This is a genomic window from Zoogloea sp. (genome assembly GCF_028689785.1).
GTDB lineage: Bacteria > Pseudomonadota > Gammaproteobacteria > Burkholderiales > Rhodocyclaceae > Zoogloea.
This window is the reverse complement of the sequence record NZ_JAQVCN010000006.1, coordinates 15365-31725: the sequence shown is the minus strand read 5'-3', so window position 1 is coordinate 31725 and position 16361 is coordinate 15365. Positions and strand designations below refer to the sequence as shown.

10 protein-coding genes are annotated in these 16361 nt (G+C 66.6%); 5 read left to right on the top strand and 5 right to left on the bottom strand.

What is annotated here, in order from left to right; all coding sequences use genetic code 11:
- Window positions 1-36: 36 nt before the first annotated feature.
- Window positions 37-894 carry an HDOD domain-containing protein gene (locus PHI64_RS04780; protein WP_299879404.1) on the bottom strand — a complete coding sequence of 286 codons (858 nt, stop codon included), beginning with the start codon at window positions 892-894 and terminating at the stop codon, window positions 37-39.
- 153 nt (window positions 895-1047) lie between these two features.
- Here PHI64_RS04780 and PHI64_RS04775 point away from each other — a divergent pair, with 153 nt between their 5' ends.
- The 4 genes from PHI64_RS04775 (at window position 1048) to PHI64_RS04760 (ending at window position 10214) form a co-directional block, all read left to right on the top strand.
- A complete protein-coding gene (locus PHI64_RS04775; RefSeq protein ID WP_299879401.1) occupies window positions 1048-1551 on the top strand; it encodes a hypothetical protein in 504 nt (167 codons plus the stop codon).
- Window positions 1552-1621: 70 nt separating this feature from the next.
- Window positions 1622-3595 carry a DUF1631 family protein gene (locus PHI64_RS04770; RefSeq protein WP_299879398.1) on the top strand — a complete coding sequence of 658 codons (1974 nt, stop codon included), beginning with the start codon at window positions 1622-1624 and terminating at the stop codon, window positions 3593-3595.
- Between the two features lie 102 nt (window positions 3596-3697).
- Complete coding sequence (uvrA, locus tag PHI64_RS04765) at window positions 3698-9193, top strand: excinuclease ABC subunit UvrA (RefSeq protein WP_299879395.1); 5496 nt, start codon at window positions 3698-3700, stop codon at window positions 9191-9193.
- Window positions 9194-9215: 22 nt separating this feature from the next.
- Window positions 9216-10214, top strand: a complete 999-nt coding sequence (locus PHI64_RS04760; RefSeq protein WP_299879392.1) for a phospholipase A — start codon at window positions 9216-9218, stop codon at window positions 10212-10214.
- On the opposite strand, the gene PHI64_RS04755 is transcribed toward PHI64_RS04760, so the two are convergent.
- On the bottom strand, window positions 10209-11042 hold the full coding sequence (locus tag PHI64_RS04755; protein ID WP_299879389.1) for a tetratricopeptide repeat protein: 834 nt from the start codon (window positions 11040-11042) through the stop codon (window positions 10209-10211). The genes PHI64_RS04760 and PHI64_RS04755 overlap by 6 nt on opposite strands.
- Window positions 11043-11382: 340 nt before the next feature.
- Between PHI64_RS04755 and PHI64_RS04750 the strand changes: the two genes are divergently transcribed.
- Entirely contained in the window at window positions 11383-12111 is a 729-nt protein-coding gene (locus PHI64_RS04750) for a PhnD/SsuA/transferrin family substrate-binding protein (protein ID WP_299879386.1), read from the top strand.
- A 2-nt stretch (window positions 12112-12113) separates the two neighbouring features.
- Here the strand turns inward: PHI64_RS04750 and PHI64_RS04745 are convergent, their stop codons facing one another.
- From PHI64_RS04745 to PHI64_RS04735, 3 genes are read right to left on the bottom strand one after another with little or no spacing between them, the layout of a single operon-like run.
- Window positions 12114-13265 (bottom strand): ABC transporter permease, encoded by a 1152-nt coding sequence (locus PHI64_RS04745; protein WP_299879384.1) that lies wholly within the window; start codon window positions 13263-13265, stop codon window positions 12114-12116.
- The gene (locus PHI64_RS04740) at window positions 13262-14416 is read right to left on the bottom strand and encodes an ABC transporter permease (RefSeq protein ID WP_299879381.1); all 1155 of its coding nucleotides are present in this window, start codon (window positions 14414-14416) and stop codon (window positions 13262-13264) included. The genes PHI64_RS04745 and PHI64_RS04740 overlap by 4 nt, the downstream gene beginning before the upstream one ends.
- Window positions 14413-16359, bottom strand: a complete 1947-nt coding sequence (locus PHI64_RS04735; RefSeq protein WP_299879378.1) for an ATP-binding cassette domain-containing protein — start codon at window positions 16357-16359, stop codon at window positions 14413-14415. Before PHI64_RS04735 ends, PHI64_RS04740 begins: the two co-directional genes overlap by 4 nt.
- Between the last annotated feature and the right edge of the window lie 2 nt (window positions 16360-16361).

The window sequence follows — 16361 nt, the reverse complement described above, 5'->3', positions numbered from 1 at the left end:
CAGCGGGCCTTTTTCATCTGGAGAAGCTCTCCCGGTTTATGCCATGACGGCCGCCACCAGCTCACGGAACTCGTCGATGTCGGCATCGGAGGTGCCGAGGAAGATTCTGGCGTTCTCGACGCTGCGGCTTCCCACCTCTGCGGCACTGCCGGTGCAGTCGGCAATCACGTGCTCGGCGATCACGGTGAGGGCGATCAGAGCGAGGGCTCCGGACGGCAACTCCCGCTCGGGGAGGATGTAGGCGTCTGGATCGTGGTGGTAGCGGATGGCGGCGGCGATGCTGTCGGGCAGACCCCAGTTGCGGGCGAGCAGCCAGCCGACCACGGCGTGGTCGCACTTGAAGTGCTCCCGCTCAAGCACCGTGAGCGCTTCCGGGTCGTCGAGCAGATGGCCGCAGTGATCAGTGTAGCGCTGGAAGTTCAGCATCATTACCGGGATGGCGGCATCGTGGAACAGGGCATAGGTGTAAGCCAGCTCGGGCGAAATCCCCACATGCTTGCGGGCAAGCACGCCGGTGGCCAGGGCCAGGGTCGAGCTTCGCGCCCAGAAGCGCGCCATCAGATCCTCGGGCAGGCCCTCAGTGGATTTGTGCAAGGCGACCGCGATCACTACGTTCAGGATGTTGCTGGTGCCCAGGCGGTTGACCGCCTGCTGCACACTCTTGACCGGATTGGCGCCACCCATGAGGGGCGAGTTGGCGAGTTTGACCGCCATGGCGGACATGCCCACGTCGGAAGCGATGATGCGCGCAAGCACCTTGACTTGCGGATCGTCCTTCTGGGCTTCGCGCATGACCTCGGCCACTACGGCCGGGTAGGCCGGGATGCGGACGGCAACCAGTGCTTCTTCCAGTTCCTTGTGGGTGAGGGGGCGAGGAGCGAGAGCTGTGTTCATAGGGAGTCAACTATGAGCCGTTTCTGAATTTGATAAAAATATAAAATTTACTATTTTTATCATTTTACTGCCTTGTCGCGTTCATTCAATGACACACCAGCCGTATGTCGTCACTATTTCACACCCTGCATACAAGCCGTTCGGAGTGATCCAGTGAAGCCATCGTCCAAAACTGCCCTTGTCCTGGCTGCGTTGGCCTGCGCCTTGTCGCAGGCCTACCTGATCGGACAGGTCCATCACTTACGACCGAATCTGGTGGAACTTCAGTTAACTTTTTCACCTGGTCGGTATTGGGAAATACTCGATCTCTGGGGTGAAGCCGGCCGGCAGGCTTATCGTGACCATTTTGCTTACGACTTCTTCCATATCGGCATCTTTTCGGCCTTTGGCTACTTGCTGGCAAGCCGGGGCGGCTTGTTCGGTCCGGCAGAGCAGAGGCTGGCGCGGTGGGCCGCGTGGCTGCTGCCGGCCGCCGGCCTGTTTGATCTGGGCGAGAACCTGCTGCAACTGACGCTGCTGTCCGGTCCGCCAGGCGCCGACAGCATTGCGATCCCCCTGTCGGCCCTGTGCTCGGGGGCCAAATGGGGGCTGGTCGGGGTGTTTGTGTGGATTACTGCGCGCCGGTTGCTGATCGGGCCAGGGAGTACGTCACACTGAAGCTGTGGAGTATTAGCACGATCAAGTGCTTCTCGATAACATTGTTTGACATTCCCCTTGTCGGCTCCACATGCAGCGCGCCCATTCTTTTCATGCTTCTTTGCCAGGCCAAGCCGACGCCCGGCTCGCCTATTGCCGTGAAGGATTCCTGCAAACCCTCCGTGAGGCCGCCGACGAGGCGCTCAGGCACCCGGACTGGCCTGAAGTGCTGGGCCTGGTGGCGGGAGACTGTTTCGACGACCTAGCCGGTCGGCAGGCCAAGCGATGGGGAGAGCAAGTGCAGGGGCTGACGGCTTCGCGGATAAGCCTGGTGCACGACCAGGACATGGATCTGGCCGTGGAGCTGATGAACCTGGAGCAACGGATCCGCAGCTTCTGCGGACGTGAACTGGCGTCCTTGCATCTGCGCATGAAGGAGGTCTTCGAGGCCCTCGGCCTGAACCTGGGCAATGAGTTGCCTCTTGGCCCCGAGGTGGTCTGCCGGGCTCTGCGTGCCCTGCGCGACCGGGAAAGGCTCCGGGCGGACGAGGCGTTGCAACTGATCGAACAGCTTGAGCCAGCCTTGTGCAGGCACCTGTGCAGCTTCTACCGGACCCTGGAGCACCATCTCGCCAGTCCCGTCGCCCCAGTGGCTCAACCTGCTGCGGTGGTGCGCCAGCCGGTCGTGGAGGAGGTCTGGATCGATGGCATGGCGGCCCGCAGCAGCCTGCCCATCGACCCTCTGGCGTCCCTGCGCCTGTCGGTGCTGGCTCGTCGCGAGGCCGTGACAGGGGGCGCCGGCGGCATGGATGCGGGGCTGGCATCGGTATTGGTCGAGCGGGTTGAAGCCTGGCTGGGCGAGCGGCAGCAATACGGAGAAGGCGTGCCGGCGTCTCTGGGCGGAAGCGAGCTGGGGGCGCTGCTGGCGCCGAATCAGGCAGTGGCGGTCGAGGTTATCGAGACGGTGTGCAATTACGCCGCCCAGGCCGCCGACCTGCCTGCGCCGATCCGCACGGCCATTGGGCTGCTGCGAGTGCCCCTGCTGCGCCTGGCCCTGCGCAGTGACACCCTGCTGGCGGAACCCCGCCATCCAGCCTTGCGCGTCCTGGACCTGATTGCTGATCTGGGGCGCAGCATGGCACCCGACGCCTCCCCCGAACTGCCCGTGTGCCAGTCCTTGCTGCGCCTGGCCCAGTCTCTCGGCAAGGCACCGCGGATTGCCGACAAGGATTTTCTGGGCCTCTTGGAGAGTGTCGAGTCCTTGCTCGACTCACGTCTGCGTGCAGCCCTGGAGCGCGGCGCCGCCTGCATCGAGGTCGCCCATCGCCTGGAGCGTCGCGAGGTGGCCTTGCTCCAGGCCAGCCAGACCGTGCAGGAGATGACTGCAGAGCCCACCGATGCGGTGGCCCGGGAGTTCATCGAAGGCTACTGGGTGCATGTTCTGGCCAAAGTAGCCTACCGCTATGGCCCTGGTGGGCCCAAATGGGTGGCCCGGGTGCAACCGGCCAAGCGCCTGATCGACGCCACCCCTCCGAATCCGGATGCGGCCGCCCGGCAACAGCTGATGGCCCAGTTGCCAGCCTTGCTGACCGGGCTTGAGGACGGGCTGCGTTACATCGGGCTCGGCGAGTTGGCTATCCGCGAGGGGCTGGCGCCGTGCAAGGCCTTGCTGACAGCCCTGATCGCCGGTCAGCCAAGACCTGTGCCGACGGGCCGTCCGCCGCAGGGCCCTTCCCTGGCGCCCCTGGAGGATGCGCCCCAGCTACGCGTTCTCAAGCATAAGCAGTTCTTTGCTGGCAGCTTGAGTCTGCCTGCCGAGTGGACTGAGGTGGATGTCGGCGCCCGGGTGGCGCTGGGCTTGCCGGATGGCCGCGTCATGCGGGGCTTCGTGGCCCTTATTGGTGCCGCCCAGCAGCTGCTGCTGATCGCTGATGCGGACAGCCCGGCGATGCTGGCCGTGACGGCCCGGGCCCTGGCGCAGCAGGCTGCGCTGCCGGCCACCCGCGTGTTGCTCTACACCTCCCTGGTGGACGAGGCCGTCACCCATCGTGTGATCAATGCGTGATGCCGCACTGAGTCGGCTGCGGGCGGAGGAACCGATGCCGGTGGGGCGGGTCTGGCAACAGGCCCTACAATTCCGCCTTGCGTCCTTTTCGACCCGCCCTCCATGCCCTCCGACTCCGCTCCGCCGTCCACCGGGCCCAGCGCCATCCGCATCCGCGGCGCCCGCCAGAACAACCTGAAGAACCTGTCCCTGGACATCCCCCACCACGAGCTGGTGGTGGTGACGGGGGTATCCGGCTCGGGCAAGAGCTCGCTGGTCTTCGACACCCTGTACGCCGAGGGCCAGCGCCGCTACGTGGAGACTTTTTCTCCCTACGCCCGGCAGTTCCTGGACCGTATGGACAAGCCCCAGGTGGATCGCATCGAGGGCGTACCCCCGGCCATTGCCATCGACCAGACCAACCCGGTGCGCACCTCCCGTTCCACGGTCGGGACGATGACCGAGCTGGCCGATCACTTCAAGCTGCTCTACGCCCGGGCCGCCAAGCTCCACTGCCGCTGCTGCGGCAAACCGGTGAGCCGCGACACCCCGGCCACGATCTTCGAAGACCTGTCCGCCCGTGCTGCCGCAGCGGGCGACCCGCGCCTGGTGGTGAGCTTCCCGGTCACGGTGCCGGGCAACTTCAGCGACGAGGAGATCACCGGCCTCCTCGCCCAGCAGGGCTACACCCGCATCCACGCCCGGGACGGCGACACGCTGCATGTGGTGCAGGACCGTTTCCGCCTCGGCAATGCCGAGCACGCCCGGGTGATGGAGGCCCTGGAGACCGGCCTCTCTGCCGGGCACGGCCGCCTGTCGGTGCACGCCCTGGCCGATGCCGGCGAGGCGCGCTGGAAGTTCAGCAGCGGTCTGCACTGCGCCGACTGCGACATCGCCTACTCCGATCCGCTGCCCAGCCTGTTCTCCTTCAACTCGCCCATCGGCGCCTGCGAGACCTGCAAGGGCTTCGGCCGGGTCATCGGGGTGGATTTCTCGCTGGTCGTGCCGGACGAGTCCAAGACGCTGGAGGAGGGCGCGGTGAAGCCCTGGCAGAGCCCCAGCTTCAAGGAGTGCCAGGACGATCTGGTGAAGATGGCGAAAAAGTACGGTGTGGCCATGGATATCCCCGTGCGCGACCTGCCCGCCGAGCACCGGGAATGGCTCTTCGAGGGCGACTCCAAGTGGAAGAGCTGGGACAGCTCCTGGCCGCGCTACTGGTACGGCATCCGCCACTTCTTCGACTGGCTGGAGAGCAAGGCCTACAAGATGCACATCCGGGTGCTGCTGTCGCGCTACCGCAGCTATACCGAATGCCCCGCCTGCCACGGCGCCCGCCTCAAGCCCGATGCCCTGTTGTGGCGCCTGCCGGCGGCGGGGGGCGACTGGGCGATCCATGAGCTGATGGGGCGGCCGGTGGACGAAATCGTGCCCTTCGTGGCCGGGCTGGTGCTGCCCGCGCCCCTGGACGAGGCCACCGAGTTGCTGCTGGGCGAGATCAAGGGCCGCCTCAAGTATCTTCAGGACGTGGGCCTGGGCTACCTCACCCTGGACCGCCAGTCCCGCACCCTGTCCGGCGGCGAGGTGCAGCGCATCAACCTCACCACCGCCCTCGGAACCTCGCTGGTGAATACCCTGTTCGTGCTCGACGAGCCCTCCATCGGCCTGCATCCCCGCGATATCAACCGCATCCTCGGCGTGATGGAACGCCTGCGGGACGCCGGCAACTCCCTGGTGGTGGTGGAGCACGACCCCCAGCTGATGCTGGCCGCCGACCGCCTGCTCGACATCGGCCCCGGCCCCGGCGAGCGGGGCGGCGAGATCGTCGCCTACGGCGCCCCCACCGCCATCGCCAACGACCCCGCCTCGCTGACCGGCGCCTACCTGGCTGGCCGCAAGCGCGTCGATGCCCGCCGCCAGCTGCGTCCGGTGGCGGCAGACGAGCCCCGCCTCCGGCTGCTGGGCGCCCGCCAGCACAACCTGCAGGGCGTCGATCTGGCCATCCCGCTGCGGCGCCTGGTGGGTATCACCGGCGTGTCGGGTTCGGGCAAATCCACCCTGATCCAGGACGTGCTCTACCCGGCCCTGGCCAAGCATTTCGGCCAGTCGGCCGAAGTGCCGGGCGCCTTCGACGGCTTTGCCGGTGTGGAATCCATCAAGGGCGTGGTAATGGTGGACCAGTCGCCCATCGGCAAGAGCGCCCGCTCCAACCCGGTGAGCTACGTGGGCGCCTGGGACGCCATCCGCAAGCTGTTTGCCAACCTCGATGAGGCCAAGGACCGGGGCTACACCCCCGGCACCTTCAGCTTCAACTCCGGTACCGGGCGCTGCCCCACCTGCACCGGCTCGGGTTTCGAGCATGTGGAGATGCAGTTCCTGTCCGACGTCTACCTGCGCTGCCCCGACTGCGACGGCAAGCGCTACCGACCCGAGATCCTGGCCCTGCAGTGGCGCGGCCGGAGCGTGGCCGACGTACTGGAGATGACCGTCTCCGAGGCTCTCGTCTTCTTTGCCGACCAGAAAGCCGTGCTCGCCGCCCTGGCGCCCCTGGCCGATGTCGGCCTGGAGTATCTGCGCCTCGGCCAGCCGGTGCCGACCCTTTCCGGCGGCGAGGCCCAGCGCCTCAAGCTGGCCGGCTACCTGGCCGAGGCCGCCCAGCTCGCGGCTAAAAAAGCGAAGAAAGCGGCCACGGGCGATGATCCCGGTCTGCTCTTCCTGTTCGACGAGCCCACCACCGGCCTGCACTTCGAGGACGTGGCGCGGCTGCTCTCGGCCTTCGAGAAACTGCTGGATGCCGGCCATTCGCTGGTGGTCATCGAGCACAATCTGGACGTGATCGCCGCCGCCGACTGGCTGGTGGACCTGGGCCCCGAAGGCGGCAGCGGTGGCGGCCTGATCGTTGCCGAGGGCACGCCGGCCGCGCTCATCGCCACGCCCGCCTCCCACACCGGCAAGGCCCTGGCCGACTACGCCGCCCAGCTCTCGGCCATGCAGGCCGCGCCGGTGGTGGCCGAGCCGCCAGCGCGCTACCGGCCGGTGGCCGAGCAGGCCATCACCATCCGCCACGCCCGCCATCACAACCTCAAGAACATCAGCCTGGACATTCCCCGGGATCAGTTCACGGTCATCACCGGCCTGTCGGGTTCGGGCAAGTCCACCCTGGCCTTCGACATCGTGTTTGGCGAAGGCCAGCGGCGCTATCTGGAATCCCTCAACGCCTATGCCCGCCAGTTTGCCCAGCCCTCGGCGAGGCCCGAAGTGGATGCCATCTTCGGCATTCCGCCCACGGTGGCCATCGAGCAGCGGGTCAGCCGCGGCGGGCGCAAGAGCACGGTGGGCACCCTCACCGAGATCCAGCCCTTCCTGCGCCTGCTCTACACCAAGCTGGGCACCCAGTATTGCCCCTGCTGCGATGTGCCGGTGACACCCCAGAGTTTCGAGTCCATCGTCGCCCACATCCAGCGCGACTTCGCCGGCCAGTCCGTGGAGCTGCTGGCGCCGCTGATCATCAACCGCAAGGGCCTCTACACCGACCTGGCCAAGTGGGCCCGGGGCAAGGGCTTCGAGCAGCTGCGTGTCGATGGCGACTATCTGCCCACCAAAAAGTGGCCGCGCCTCGACCGCTACAAGGAGCACAACATCGAGCTGCCCGTGGGCATGGTGAAGGTGGGTGCCGACACCGAGCCGCTGCTGCGCGACTACGTGACGGCGGCCCTGGAGCATGGCAAGGGCGTACTCAAGCTCTTGCCCCTGGGCGAGCCTGGCGGGGTGCTCACCACCCTGTCTACGCTGCGCGCCTGCCCGGAGTGCGGCACCAGCTTCCCCGAGCCGGACCCGCGCCTGTTCTCCTACAACGCCAAGCACGGCTGGTGCCCCGACTGCTACGGCACCGGCGTCAAGATCGCCGGCAAGGTGGAGAACCCGGACGAACTGGACCTGGGCGAACTCGAACACGAATCCGATGAAATCTGCCCGAGCTGCCATGGCGCCCGCCTCAACCCGGTGGCCCGTGCCGTGCGCTTCCGCGACCTGGGCCTGCACGAGCTGGCCTCCTTGGCGGTGGGCAAGGTGTCGGGCTTCTTCGAGGGCCTGCAGCTGGCCCATCGGGAAGCCGAGATCGGCCGCGACCTGGTGGCCGAGATCCGCGGCCGGCTCGACTTTCTGCGGAAGGTGGGGCTGGATTACCTGGCCCTCGACCGGGCCGCCCCCACCCTGTCCGGCGGCGAGGCCCAGCGCATCCGCCTGGCGGCCCAGCTTGGCTCCAACCTCACCGGCGTCTGCTACATCCTCGACGAGCCCACCATCGGCCTGCACCCGCGTGACAACCAACTGCTCCTCGACACCCTGGAAGCCCTGCGCGGGCGGGGCAACACCCTGCTGGTGGTGGAACACGACGAGGACACCATCCGCCGCGCCGACCACGTCATCGACATCGGCCCCGGAGCCGGCGTACGCGGCGGGCAGATCATCGCCCAGGGCCGGCTTGCCGACCTGATGGCCGCGCCGGATTCGGCCACCGGGCGCTGCTTCAACCACCCGCTGGTGCATCCGCTGGCCCCGCGCCGGGCGGTGGCTGACGACCACCCGGCCCTGGTGGTCCGCAATGCCACCCTGCACAACCTCAAGGGCGTGTCGGCCAGGGTGCCCCTGGCGCGCCTGACGGTGGTCACCGGTGTGTCCGGCTCTGGCAAATCGACCTTCGCCCGCGACGTGCTCCATGCCAGCCTGGCTGCCGCAGCCCCCGTGGGCTGCACGGCCCTGGACGGGCGCGAGCAGATCGGTCGCCTGCTGGAGGTGGACCAGACTCCCATCGGCAAGACCCCGCGTTCCTGCCCGGCCACCTACATCGGCTTCTGGGACGCCATCCGCAAGCTCTTCGCCGAGACCACCGAGGCCAAGATGCGCGGCTGGACGGCCTCGCGCTTCTCCTTCAATACGGGCGCCGGGCGCTGCCCGGTGTGCGAGGGGCAGGGCCAGATCACCATCGAGATGAACTTCCTGCCCGACGTGAAGATGCCCTGCGAGGCCTGCGGCGGCGCCCGCTTCAACCCGGAAACCCTGACCGTGCAGTGGAAGGGCAAGAGCGTGGCCGAGGTGCTGCACATGGCGGTGGAGGACGCGGTGGACTTCTTTGCCGCCCACCCGTCCATCGCCCACCCCCTGCGTCTCTTGCAGGACGTGGGCCTGGGCTACCTGACCCTCGGCCAGCCCAGCCCTACCCTCAGTGGCGGTGAGGCCCAGCGCATCAAGCTGGTGTCGGAACTGGCCAAGGTGCGCGGTCGGGCCGGCGAATCCGCCGCCGGACCGGGCCGCCCTCTGCCCCCCGAGAAGCACACCCTCTACGTGCTCGACGAGCCCACCGTGGGCTTGCACATGGCCGACGTGGAAAAGCTGATCCACGTGCTTCACCGTCTGGCCGACGCCGGTCACACCGTGCTGGTGATCGAGCACGATCTGGACCTGATGGCCGAGGCCGACTGGATCATCGACCTGGGGCCCGAAGGCGGCGAGGGCGGTGGCGAGATCGTCGCCGCGGGGCCGCCGGAGGCGGTGGTGCAGGTGGCCCGGTCCCATACCGGGCGTATCCTTGGCGAGTTCATGGCAGCCCGGCAGGCGGGCTGATCCGGACAGAAAGAGAGCGTTCATGAATCATCGTTTTTCCCTTGGGCCCTCCCTGGCACTGCTGGCCACCCTTGGCGCCGGGCCGGTGCTGGCCGCCGGTAGCCCCTCCACCTGTGCCGCCATCGCCGACAACACCGAGCGCCTTGCCTGCTACGACGACGCCGTCGGCCGCCCTCACCAGGAGGCGCCGGCCCTCCCGCCGCCCGACAACACGCCGTTCTCAGTACGCTGGGAACTGGATGCCGAGGACAAGCGCGGCACCTTCCTGATCACCCCCTATCGGCCCACCTACATCCTGCTGGGGCGGCTCACCAACTCGGCCAACCGGATGCCCAGCTCACCCGGGCCCGACCGCTCGGTGAGTACGCCCATGGACGTCTCGCCGGTGGAGGCCAAGTACCAGATCAGTTTCAAGACCAAGCTGTGGGAGGGCATGTTCGGGCGCCATGGAGACCTGTGGATGGGCTACACCCAGCAGTCCAGCTGGCAGGTGTACAACAAGAGCAATTCGTCGCCTTTCCGCGAGACCAACTACGAGCCCGAGCTGATGGCGGTGTTTCGCACCAACCTGGATGCGGGGGCGGGGTTCAAGCTCAAGATGATGTCCCTGGGCTTCAATCACCAGTCCAATGGGCGAGCCGAGCCCCTGTCCCGCAGCTGGAACCGGGTCATGGCCCAGGCCGGCATCGAGCGTGGCGACTTTGCCGTGCTGGTGCGTTCCTGGTATCGCTTCCCCGAGAAAGATGGCAAGGACGACAACCCGGACATCACCCGCTATCTCGGCCATGGCGACGTGCAGGCCATGTGGAAGCTGGGCGATCACGGCCTCGGCCTGACCCTGCGCGGGCCCCTGTGGCAGAGCGGGGGGCGCGGCGCGGCCCAGGTGGACTGGAGCTTCCCCATCCATCGCAAGCTGAAGGGCTTCGTCCAGGTTTTCAGCGGTTACGGCGAAACCTTGATCGACTACAACCACCGTCAGACCACCCTGGGGCTGGGGGTCGCACTGGTGGACTGGCTATAGGCGACGACGTGCGGCGGGGGGCAGCAATGCCCCCAGGCTGGGGCCTGCCGAGCTGAGGGTGCAGTTCAGGGCAGGGTTTGCCCGGCACAGGCTGGCCAGGTGCTTGCGTGCGGCGACGGCGGTTTCGTCCTGTTGGCTGGCCTCGGTGAGCCACACCTGGGCGCCCCTGGCCCCGGCACCCCCGGGCTGACTGATGTAAAGCATGCCCAGCGCCAGCTGAGCCTTGGCATGTCCGCGGCGGGCCGCCTTGAGGTACCAGAACTCGGCCTGATTCAGGTTCTTGGGTATGAGTTCGCCGGAGGCATGGAGGCTGGCGAGGCCATACTGGGCGGCCGGCATGTCCCGCTCTGCCCCCACCTGATACCAGTGTTTGGCCTTCTCGCCGTTTTTCGGCATACCTTCGACGCCCTCGGAATACATTTCGCCAAGCATCACCACCGCGGCGGGGTCGCCCTGCCTGGCGGCCTGCTCCAGCAGAGTGCTTGCTTTTACGGGGTCCGCGTCCACGCCGTAGCCCTTCAGATACATTTCGCCCAACGTTGTCGCCGAAATGATGCTCCCCTGCTCGGCTGCCCGGGTATACCAGTAGGCGGCTGCTTCCGGGTTGATCGGGCCGCCCTCGCCCTCCAGGTGCATGGCGGCCAGGTTGTGCTGGGCCTTGAGATTGCCCGCCACGGCGGAAATCAGGTACAGGGGGCGGGCTGCCAGAAAATGCCCGCCGTTCTGCAGGCGGAGGGCCATGGGGTAGCTGTAGTAGAGCACCACGGCCACCAGAATGACCACAAGCAGGAAGGGCCGGAGCCGGATGGCGGATGAGGGGCGGGGCATGAGGGGGGCTCTCTGCGGGAGGTGCAGACATGTTATCCGGATTTATCGTAAAGGCATCAAATTGCTTTTTCAGAGAAAATTCGAAACCGATAAATACGCGAACTTGTCGCCTTTTTCACCGTATTTTTGTTGTGTATGGCGTATTTTTAAAATGCGGGCTTTTCCGTTGAATGTTTTCGGAGGCGGGTTTCCCGGAGACGTCGAGCCCATGGGATGGATGTAACAGGCAGGTAGAATCATGCATATGGCACGCGTTCCGAATGGTTGGCGTGCCGGCTTCCCGTCACGACTAGACCCCGCCATGCCCACACTTCACACCATATCCGGGACGGTCTGATCCATGCCAAGCCCGTTCAAACTCAGTGTCTGCCCTCACGACACGGCCAAGAACCTGCTTGGTTGGTTCACCCTCAACACCTATCTTCAGCGCAAATTGGGTATCGGGATTCACTTTGATCCCCGCGACAGCTTTCTCGAGGAGCGTCAGGCTGTGCTCGACCACCCTCATCATGTGGTCTATGCCAATCCGTACAGTGTGCTGTGCTTTGCCCGGGAGCGGGGTTTCGTGCCCGTTGCACGGCCGGCCGGGGTTGTGGACGAGGCTGTCGTGGTGGCGCGCCGGGGCGCCCAGCGGGGCCCCGCCTCGCATATCGCCAGTGCCACCGACAAGCTGATCATCCATGATCTGGGTTTGAAGGTGCTCGACGGACTCGACATCGATGTGCGTCGGGCGGCCTTTACTTTCGTCGGCAACCATCTCAACGCGGCGAAAGCAGTGATCGACGGCACGGCCGACCTGGGGATTGTTTTCAATGAAACCTGGAACAGCCTCAACCCGAGCACGCGCAGCCAGTTGGAGGTGGTGGGTGAGAGCTGTGATGGGCTGGCCTTCCACTGCTTCATGGTGTCGCCCGACTGGGCCGACAAGCGTGAGACCATCCAGCGCATCCTGTGTGCGATGCACGAAGACCCGGCCGGGCTGCGGGTGCTGGACGATCTGCGCTTCAGCCGCTTCGACGCGGTGGGTGAGGAGATCCTGGCGCCCTTGGCCGCGTTGCTGGGGCGCTGAGCTTAGCCGAACTGCCTGCCGAAGCGGCCCATGCCGGCGCCGAACACCACGACACCCAGCAGCCCCATGGCCAGTACCGGTTGCCACAGCAGCGCCATGCCGACGCCCTTGAGCAGGATGCCGTAGGCGGCGTCCAGAAAGTAGTGTAGCGGTGAGGCCCACGCCAGAATGCGCATCCACTCGGGCATGGCCTCGATGGGCGTCCAAGCGCCTGAGAGCAGCAGCATGGGCATCAGGATCACCACCGTCAGCATGCCTACCTGGGCCAGGTTGCGGGCGACCGTGGCGGCCAGCAGGCCCAGGCCGGCGGTGGTGAACACGTAGAGTGCGGTGATCAGAAAAAACAGTACCAGGTTGCCGCGCATGGGCAGGTTGAAGCACGGGCCGAGCACGCCGAACAGGGCGATGGCGGTGCCCGCCAGGATCACCAGCGTCATCGCGATGACCTTGGGGAAGAGGATCTGGAAGGCACTCAGCGGAGTGACCATCAACTGCTCGATGGTGCCGCGCTCCTTCTCACGCACCATCGCTGCTGCGGGCAGAAGGATTGCGAACAGGGTGATGACCGTCAGCATCTCGGAGATGCCCATGAACCAGGCGTCGTTTTGGTTGGGGTTGTACCAGATGCGGGTGTCGGCCTGGATGACGGGGCCGGCGATCCCGCCACTGCTCAGGCCTTCGCGCAGGGCAGCTACCTCCAGGCCATAGCGGCCTACGATCTGGGCGCCATAGCTGGAAGCCAGGAAGCCCAGCACTGAATTGGAGGTGTCTACCTGCAGTTGCACGGCCACCTGTTCGCCCCTGGACAGGCGTTCGCCGAAGCGCGGCGGAATGTCGAGCACCGCCATCACCTCGGCGTCGTCCAGGTGGCGGATCGCCTGGCGCGGCGTGCCGGCGCTGCCCGCGGCCTGGAAATAGGGTGGCTGGAAGCGGCTGGCCAGTTCCCGGGAGGCCAGGCTGTGGTCGCCGTCCAGGGTGGCGATGGCCGCATTCTTCAGCTGCATGCTGACCCCGGAGGCGGCGATGTAGATGTCACCGGTGAAGGCATAGAGGAAGAACACCATCAGGGCCACATCGCGAAAGAGCTGCAGCAGCTCCTTGTGGGTCATCACCCGCAGGCGGCGCAGGCCGGCGCCGGAGAAGATGCCATTCATGCTGACGGCCTCTTGCTGAACAGCAGGTAGCCCAGCCCGAACAGGCCCACCGCATAGGCTGTGAGCACCAGCATGTCGGCCCACAGGGCCTGCCAGCCGACTCCCTTCAGGAAGCTCCCCACCACGATGTTGGTGAAATACATGGGCGGCAGGGCATGGGCGATGGCAGAGGCCCCGGGTGCCAGGGACGACAGGGGCAGCAGCATCCCCGAGTACAGCACCGCCGGGATGATGCTGACGATGCTGGCCACGATCATCGCCGCCACCTGGGTCTGTACCAGCATCGAGATCACCAGCCCCAGGCCGGTGGTGCACACCACGTAGAGCAGCAGAGCCAGGGCGAAGAAGGCCGGGTCGCCCTTGAAGGGGGTGCCGTACAGTCCCACCGCCAGTGCCCACAGGATCAGCCCGTTGGTGAAGGAGATCGCCACATAGGGTGCGAGCTTGCCGATCAGGAATTCGCCCGGCGATACGGTGGACGAGTAGATGTTGAAGATCGAGCCGGACTCTTTCTCGCGCACCACGCCCAGGGCGGTGAGGAAGGGGGGCGACAGCATCATGATGAGCATGATCAGCTTGGGGGCCAGGGACCAGATGCTCTTCACGCTCTGGTTGTAGAGGTAGCGCACTTCCAGCTTCACCGGCTGGACCCGGGCCTGGGCCTCGGCCAGGGGGATGCCGCGGCCGGCTGACAGGGCGCCGGCCATGTTGTCGAGGCTCACCGCGCTGTTGATGGCGGCCACGTAGCCCTGGGTAGTCTGGGCGCGCATGGGGAAGGTGCCGTCGATGAGCACCTGCACGGGTGCGGCCTCGCCCCTGGCCAGACGCTCGCCAAAGCGTGGCGGTATCACCAGGGCCAGGCGGATGCGGTTGTCGGCCAGCAGGGTGTCGAGTTGGCGTTCGTCGCCGGCCTGGCCCTTGAAATCGAAATAGCGGGAGGAGATGAAGCGGTAGGTGTAGTCGCGGCTGGCAGCGCTGCGGTCGTGGTCCACCACGGCGAAGGGCAGGTTCTCCACGTCCAGGGTCAGGCCGAAGCCGAACAGCAGCATCAGCATGGTGGGTACGATGAAGGCGAGGGCGAAGAACAGCCGGTCGCGGATGATCTCGCGCCATTCCTTCCAGGCCAGGGCGATGATGCGCTGGTGCTTCATGACGCCCTCCGGTCGGCGGCTTCCAGGGCGGTGATGCGGTGCACGAACACGTCTTCCATCGACAGGGGGCGCAGGTCGGCCGAGTGTACGGTAATGCCGGCCTCGGCCAGCAGGCCAGGCAGCCGCCGGAGGTCGGTGGCGGCATCGCGGGAGAGCAGGTGCACCGAGCGTCCGTGCAGGGTGGCGCTGGCAAAGCCGGCCGCACGCAGGGCCGCCTGGGCCGGCACGGGGTGGTCCACGCGCAGCTCCACCAGCTGGCCCGACTCGGCAGCGATGCCCGCCTTCATCGCTTCGGGCGAGGCGTCGGCCACCACCCGACCGGCGTACATCAGGGCCAGGTGGTCGCAGTGTTCGGCCTCGCTCATATAGTGGGTGGTGACCAGGATGGCCACCCCCTCCCGACGCGACAGGTGGAAGAGGATGTCCCAGAACATGCGGCGGCCGATGGGATCCACTCCGGAGGTCGGCTCATCGAGAAACAGCACCCGGGGCTCGTGCACCAATGCACAGCCCAGGGCGAGGCGCTGGCGCAGGCCCATGGGCAGACGGCCGGCGGCGTCGTTCTCGAAGCCTGCCAGCCCGGCCATGCCGATCACCCAGTCGCTGCGGAGGCGCGCCTGGCGCTCGTCGAGGCCGTAGATGCCGGCGTAGAGGCGGATGTTCTCCACCACCGACAGGTCGTGGTAGAGGGAGAAGGCCTGGCTCATGTAGCCAATGCGCTCCTTGATGGCGCGCCCGGCGCTGCGCATGTCGGCGCCGGCCACCCGACCTTCGCCCGACGAGGGCTTGAGGATGCCGGTGAGCATCTTGATCACTGTGGTTTTGCCGGCACCATTGGCGCCGAGCAGGCCGAAGATCTCCCCCTGGGGCACCGTGAAGCTCACCGCGTCGGCAGCGCGGAAGTCGCCGAAGATGCGGGTCAGGCCACGGGCCTCAATGGCCAGGTCGGTAGCGCCTGCGGGCATGTGGCTGCCCGCGGAAAAGGCTGATTCCAGCTGTGCCCCGCGCTGTCGCAGCATGGCCACGAACACGTCTTCCAGCTCCGGCTCGCGGGCGAACCAGTCCGTCGGCAGGATGCCGGTGAGCGCATTGCCCACTGTTTCCCGGGCCCCGGCTGCATCCAGACCCTCGGCAAACACCCGCAGCCAGGGGCCCATGGCTTCAGTCTGGGGAAACGCGGCCTTGAGGCGCAGCAGGGCCTCGGCCTGGGGTTCGGCGCGGAACAGGGCCACAGTGCCAGGCACCTGGGCTACCAGCTCGGCCGGCGTGCCCTCGCCCATTACCTTGCCTTCGTGGAACAGGGACACCCGGTGGAAGCGGTCGGCCTCGTCCAGGTAGGCGGTGGACACCAGGGCGGTGATGCCCTTTTCTTCCAGCAGTTTGCCGAGGATGGCCCAGAAGTCGCGCCGGGAGACGGGGTCGACGCCGGTGGTGGGTTCGTCGAGGATGACCAGATCGGGTTCGTGGATGAGGGTGCATACCAGCCCGAGCTTCTGCTTCATGCCGCCCGAAAGCTGGCGCATCGGCCGCCCCCGGAAGGCGTCGAGGCGGGTCATTTCCAGCAGCTGGCGCTTGCGCTCGGCGAGCTCGGCCGCCGCCACGCCGCGCAGGCGGCCAAAGAAATCCACGTTCTCCTCGATGGACAGGTCGGGATAGAGGTTGAGGCCGAGCCCCTGGGGCAGAAAGCCGATGCGCTGTTTGACCCGCTCGGCGCTGCGTGCCGAGTCCACCCGGGTGCCGAAGACCTCCACCGTGCCTGCGTCAAAGGCCAGCACGCCGGCCACGGCCTTCATCAGGCTGGACTTGCCCGATCCGTCGGCGCCCACCAGCCCGTAGATCTCGCCCTGCTGCACCGTCAGGCTCAGCCCGTCGGCTGCCAGGCGTTTGCCGTAGCGCTTGGCGAAGCCTTCGACGCGGATGGCGGGAGAGGTGGGGGTGTTCATGG

Bases quoted from the DNA above. Each gene is read 5' to 3' on its own strand.
- PHI64_RS04780 (WP_299879404.1), bottom strand. From the start codon at position 894: ATGAACACAGCTCTCGCTCCTCGCCCCCTCACCCACAAGGAACTGGAA.
- PHI64_RS04735 (WP_299879378.1), bottom strand. From the start codon at position 16,359: ATGAACACCCCCACCTCTCCCGCCATCCGCGTCGAAGGCTTCGCCAAG.
- PHI64_RS04770 (WP_299879398.1), top strand. From the start codon at position 1,622: ATGCAGCGCGCCCATTCTTTTCATGCTTCTTTGCCAGGCCAAGCCGAC.
- PHI64_RS04740 (WP_299879381.1), bottom strand. From the start codon at position 14,416: ATGAAGCACCAGCGCATCATCGCCCTGGCCTGGAAGGAATGGCGCGAG.
- PHI64_RS04745 (WP_299879384.1), bottom strand. From the start codon at position 13,265: ATGAATGGCATCTTCTCCGGCGCCGGCCTGCGCCGCCTGCGGGTGATG.
- uvrA (WP_299879395.1), top strand. From the start codon at position 3,698: ATGCCCTCCGACTCCGCTCCGCCGTCCACCGGGCCCAGCGCCATCCGC.
- PHI64_RS04750 (WP_299879386.1), top strand. From the start codon at position 11,383: ATGCCAAGCCCGTTCAAACTCAGTGTCTGCCCTCACGACACGGCCAAG.
- PHI64_RS04760 (WP_299879392.1), top strand. From the start codon at position 9,216: ATGAATCATCGTTTTTCCCTTGGGCCCTCCCTGGCACTGCTGGCCACC.
- PHI64_RS04755 (WP_299879389.1), bottom strand. From the start codon at position 11,042: ATGCCCCGCCCCTCATCCGCCATCCGGCTCCGGCCCTTCCTGCTTGTG.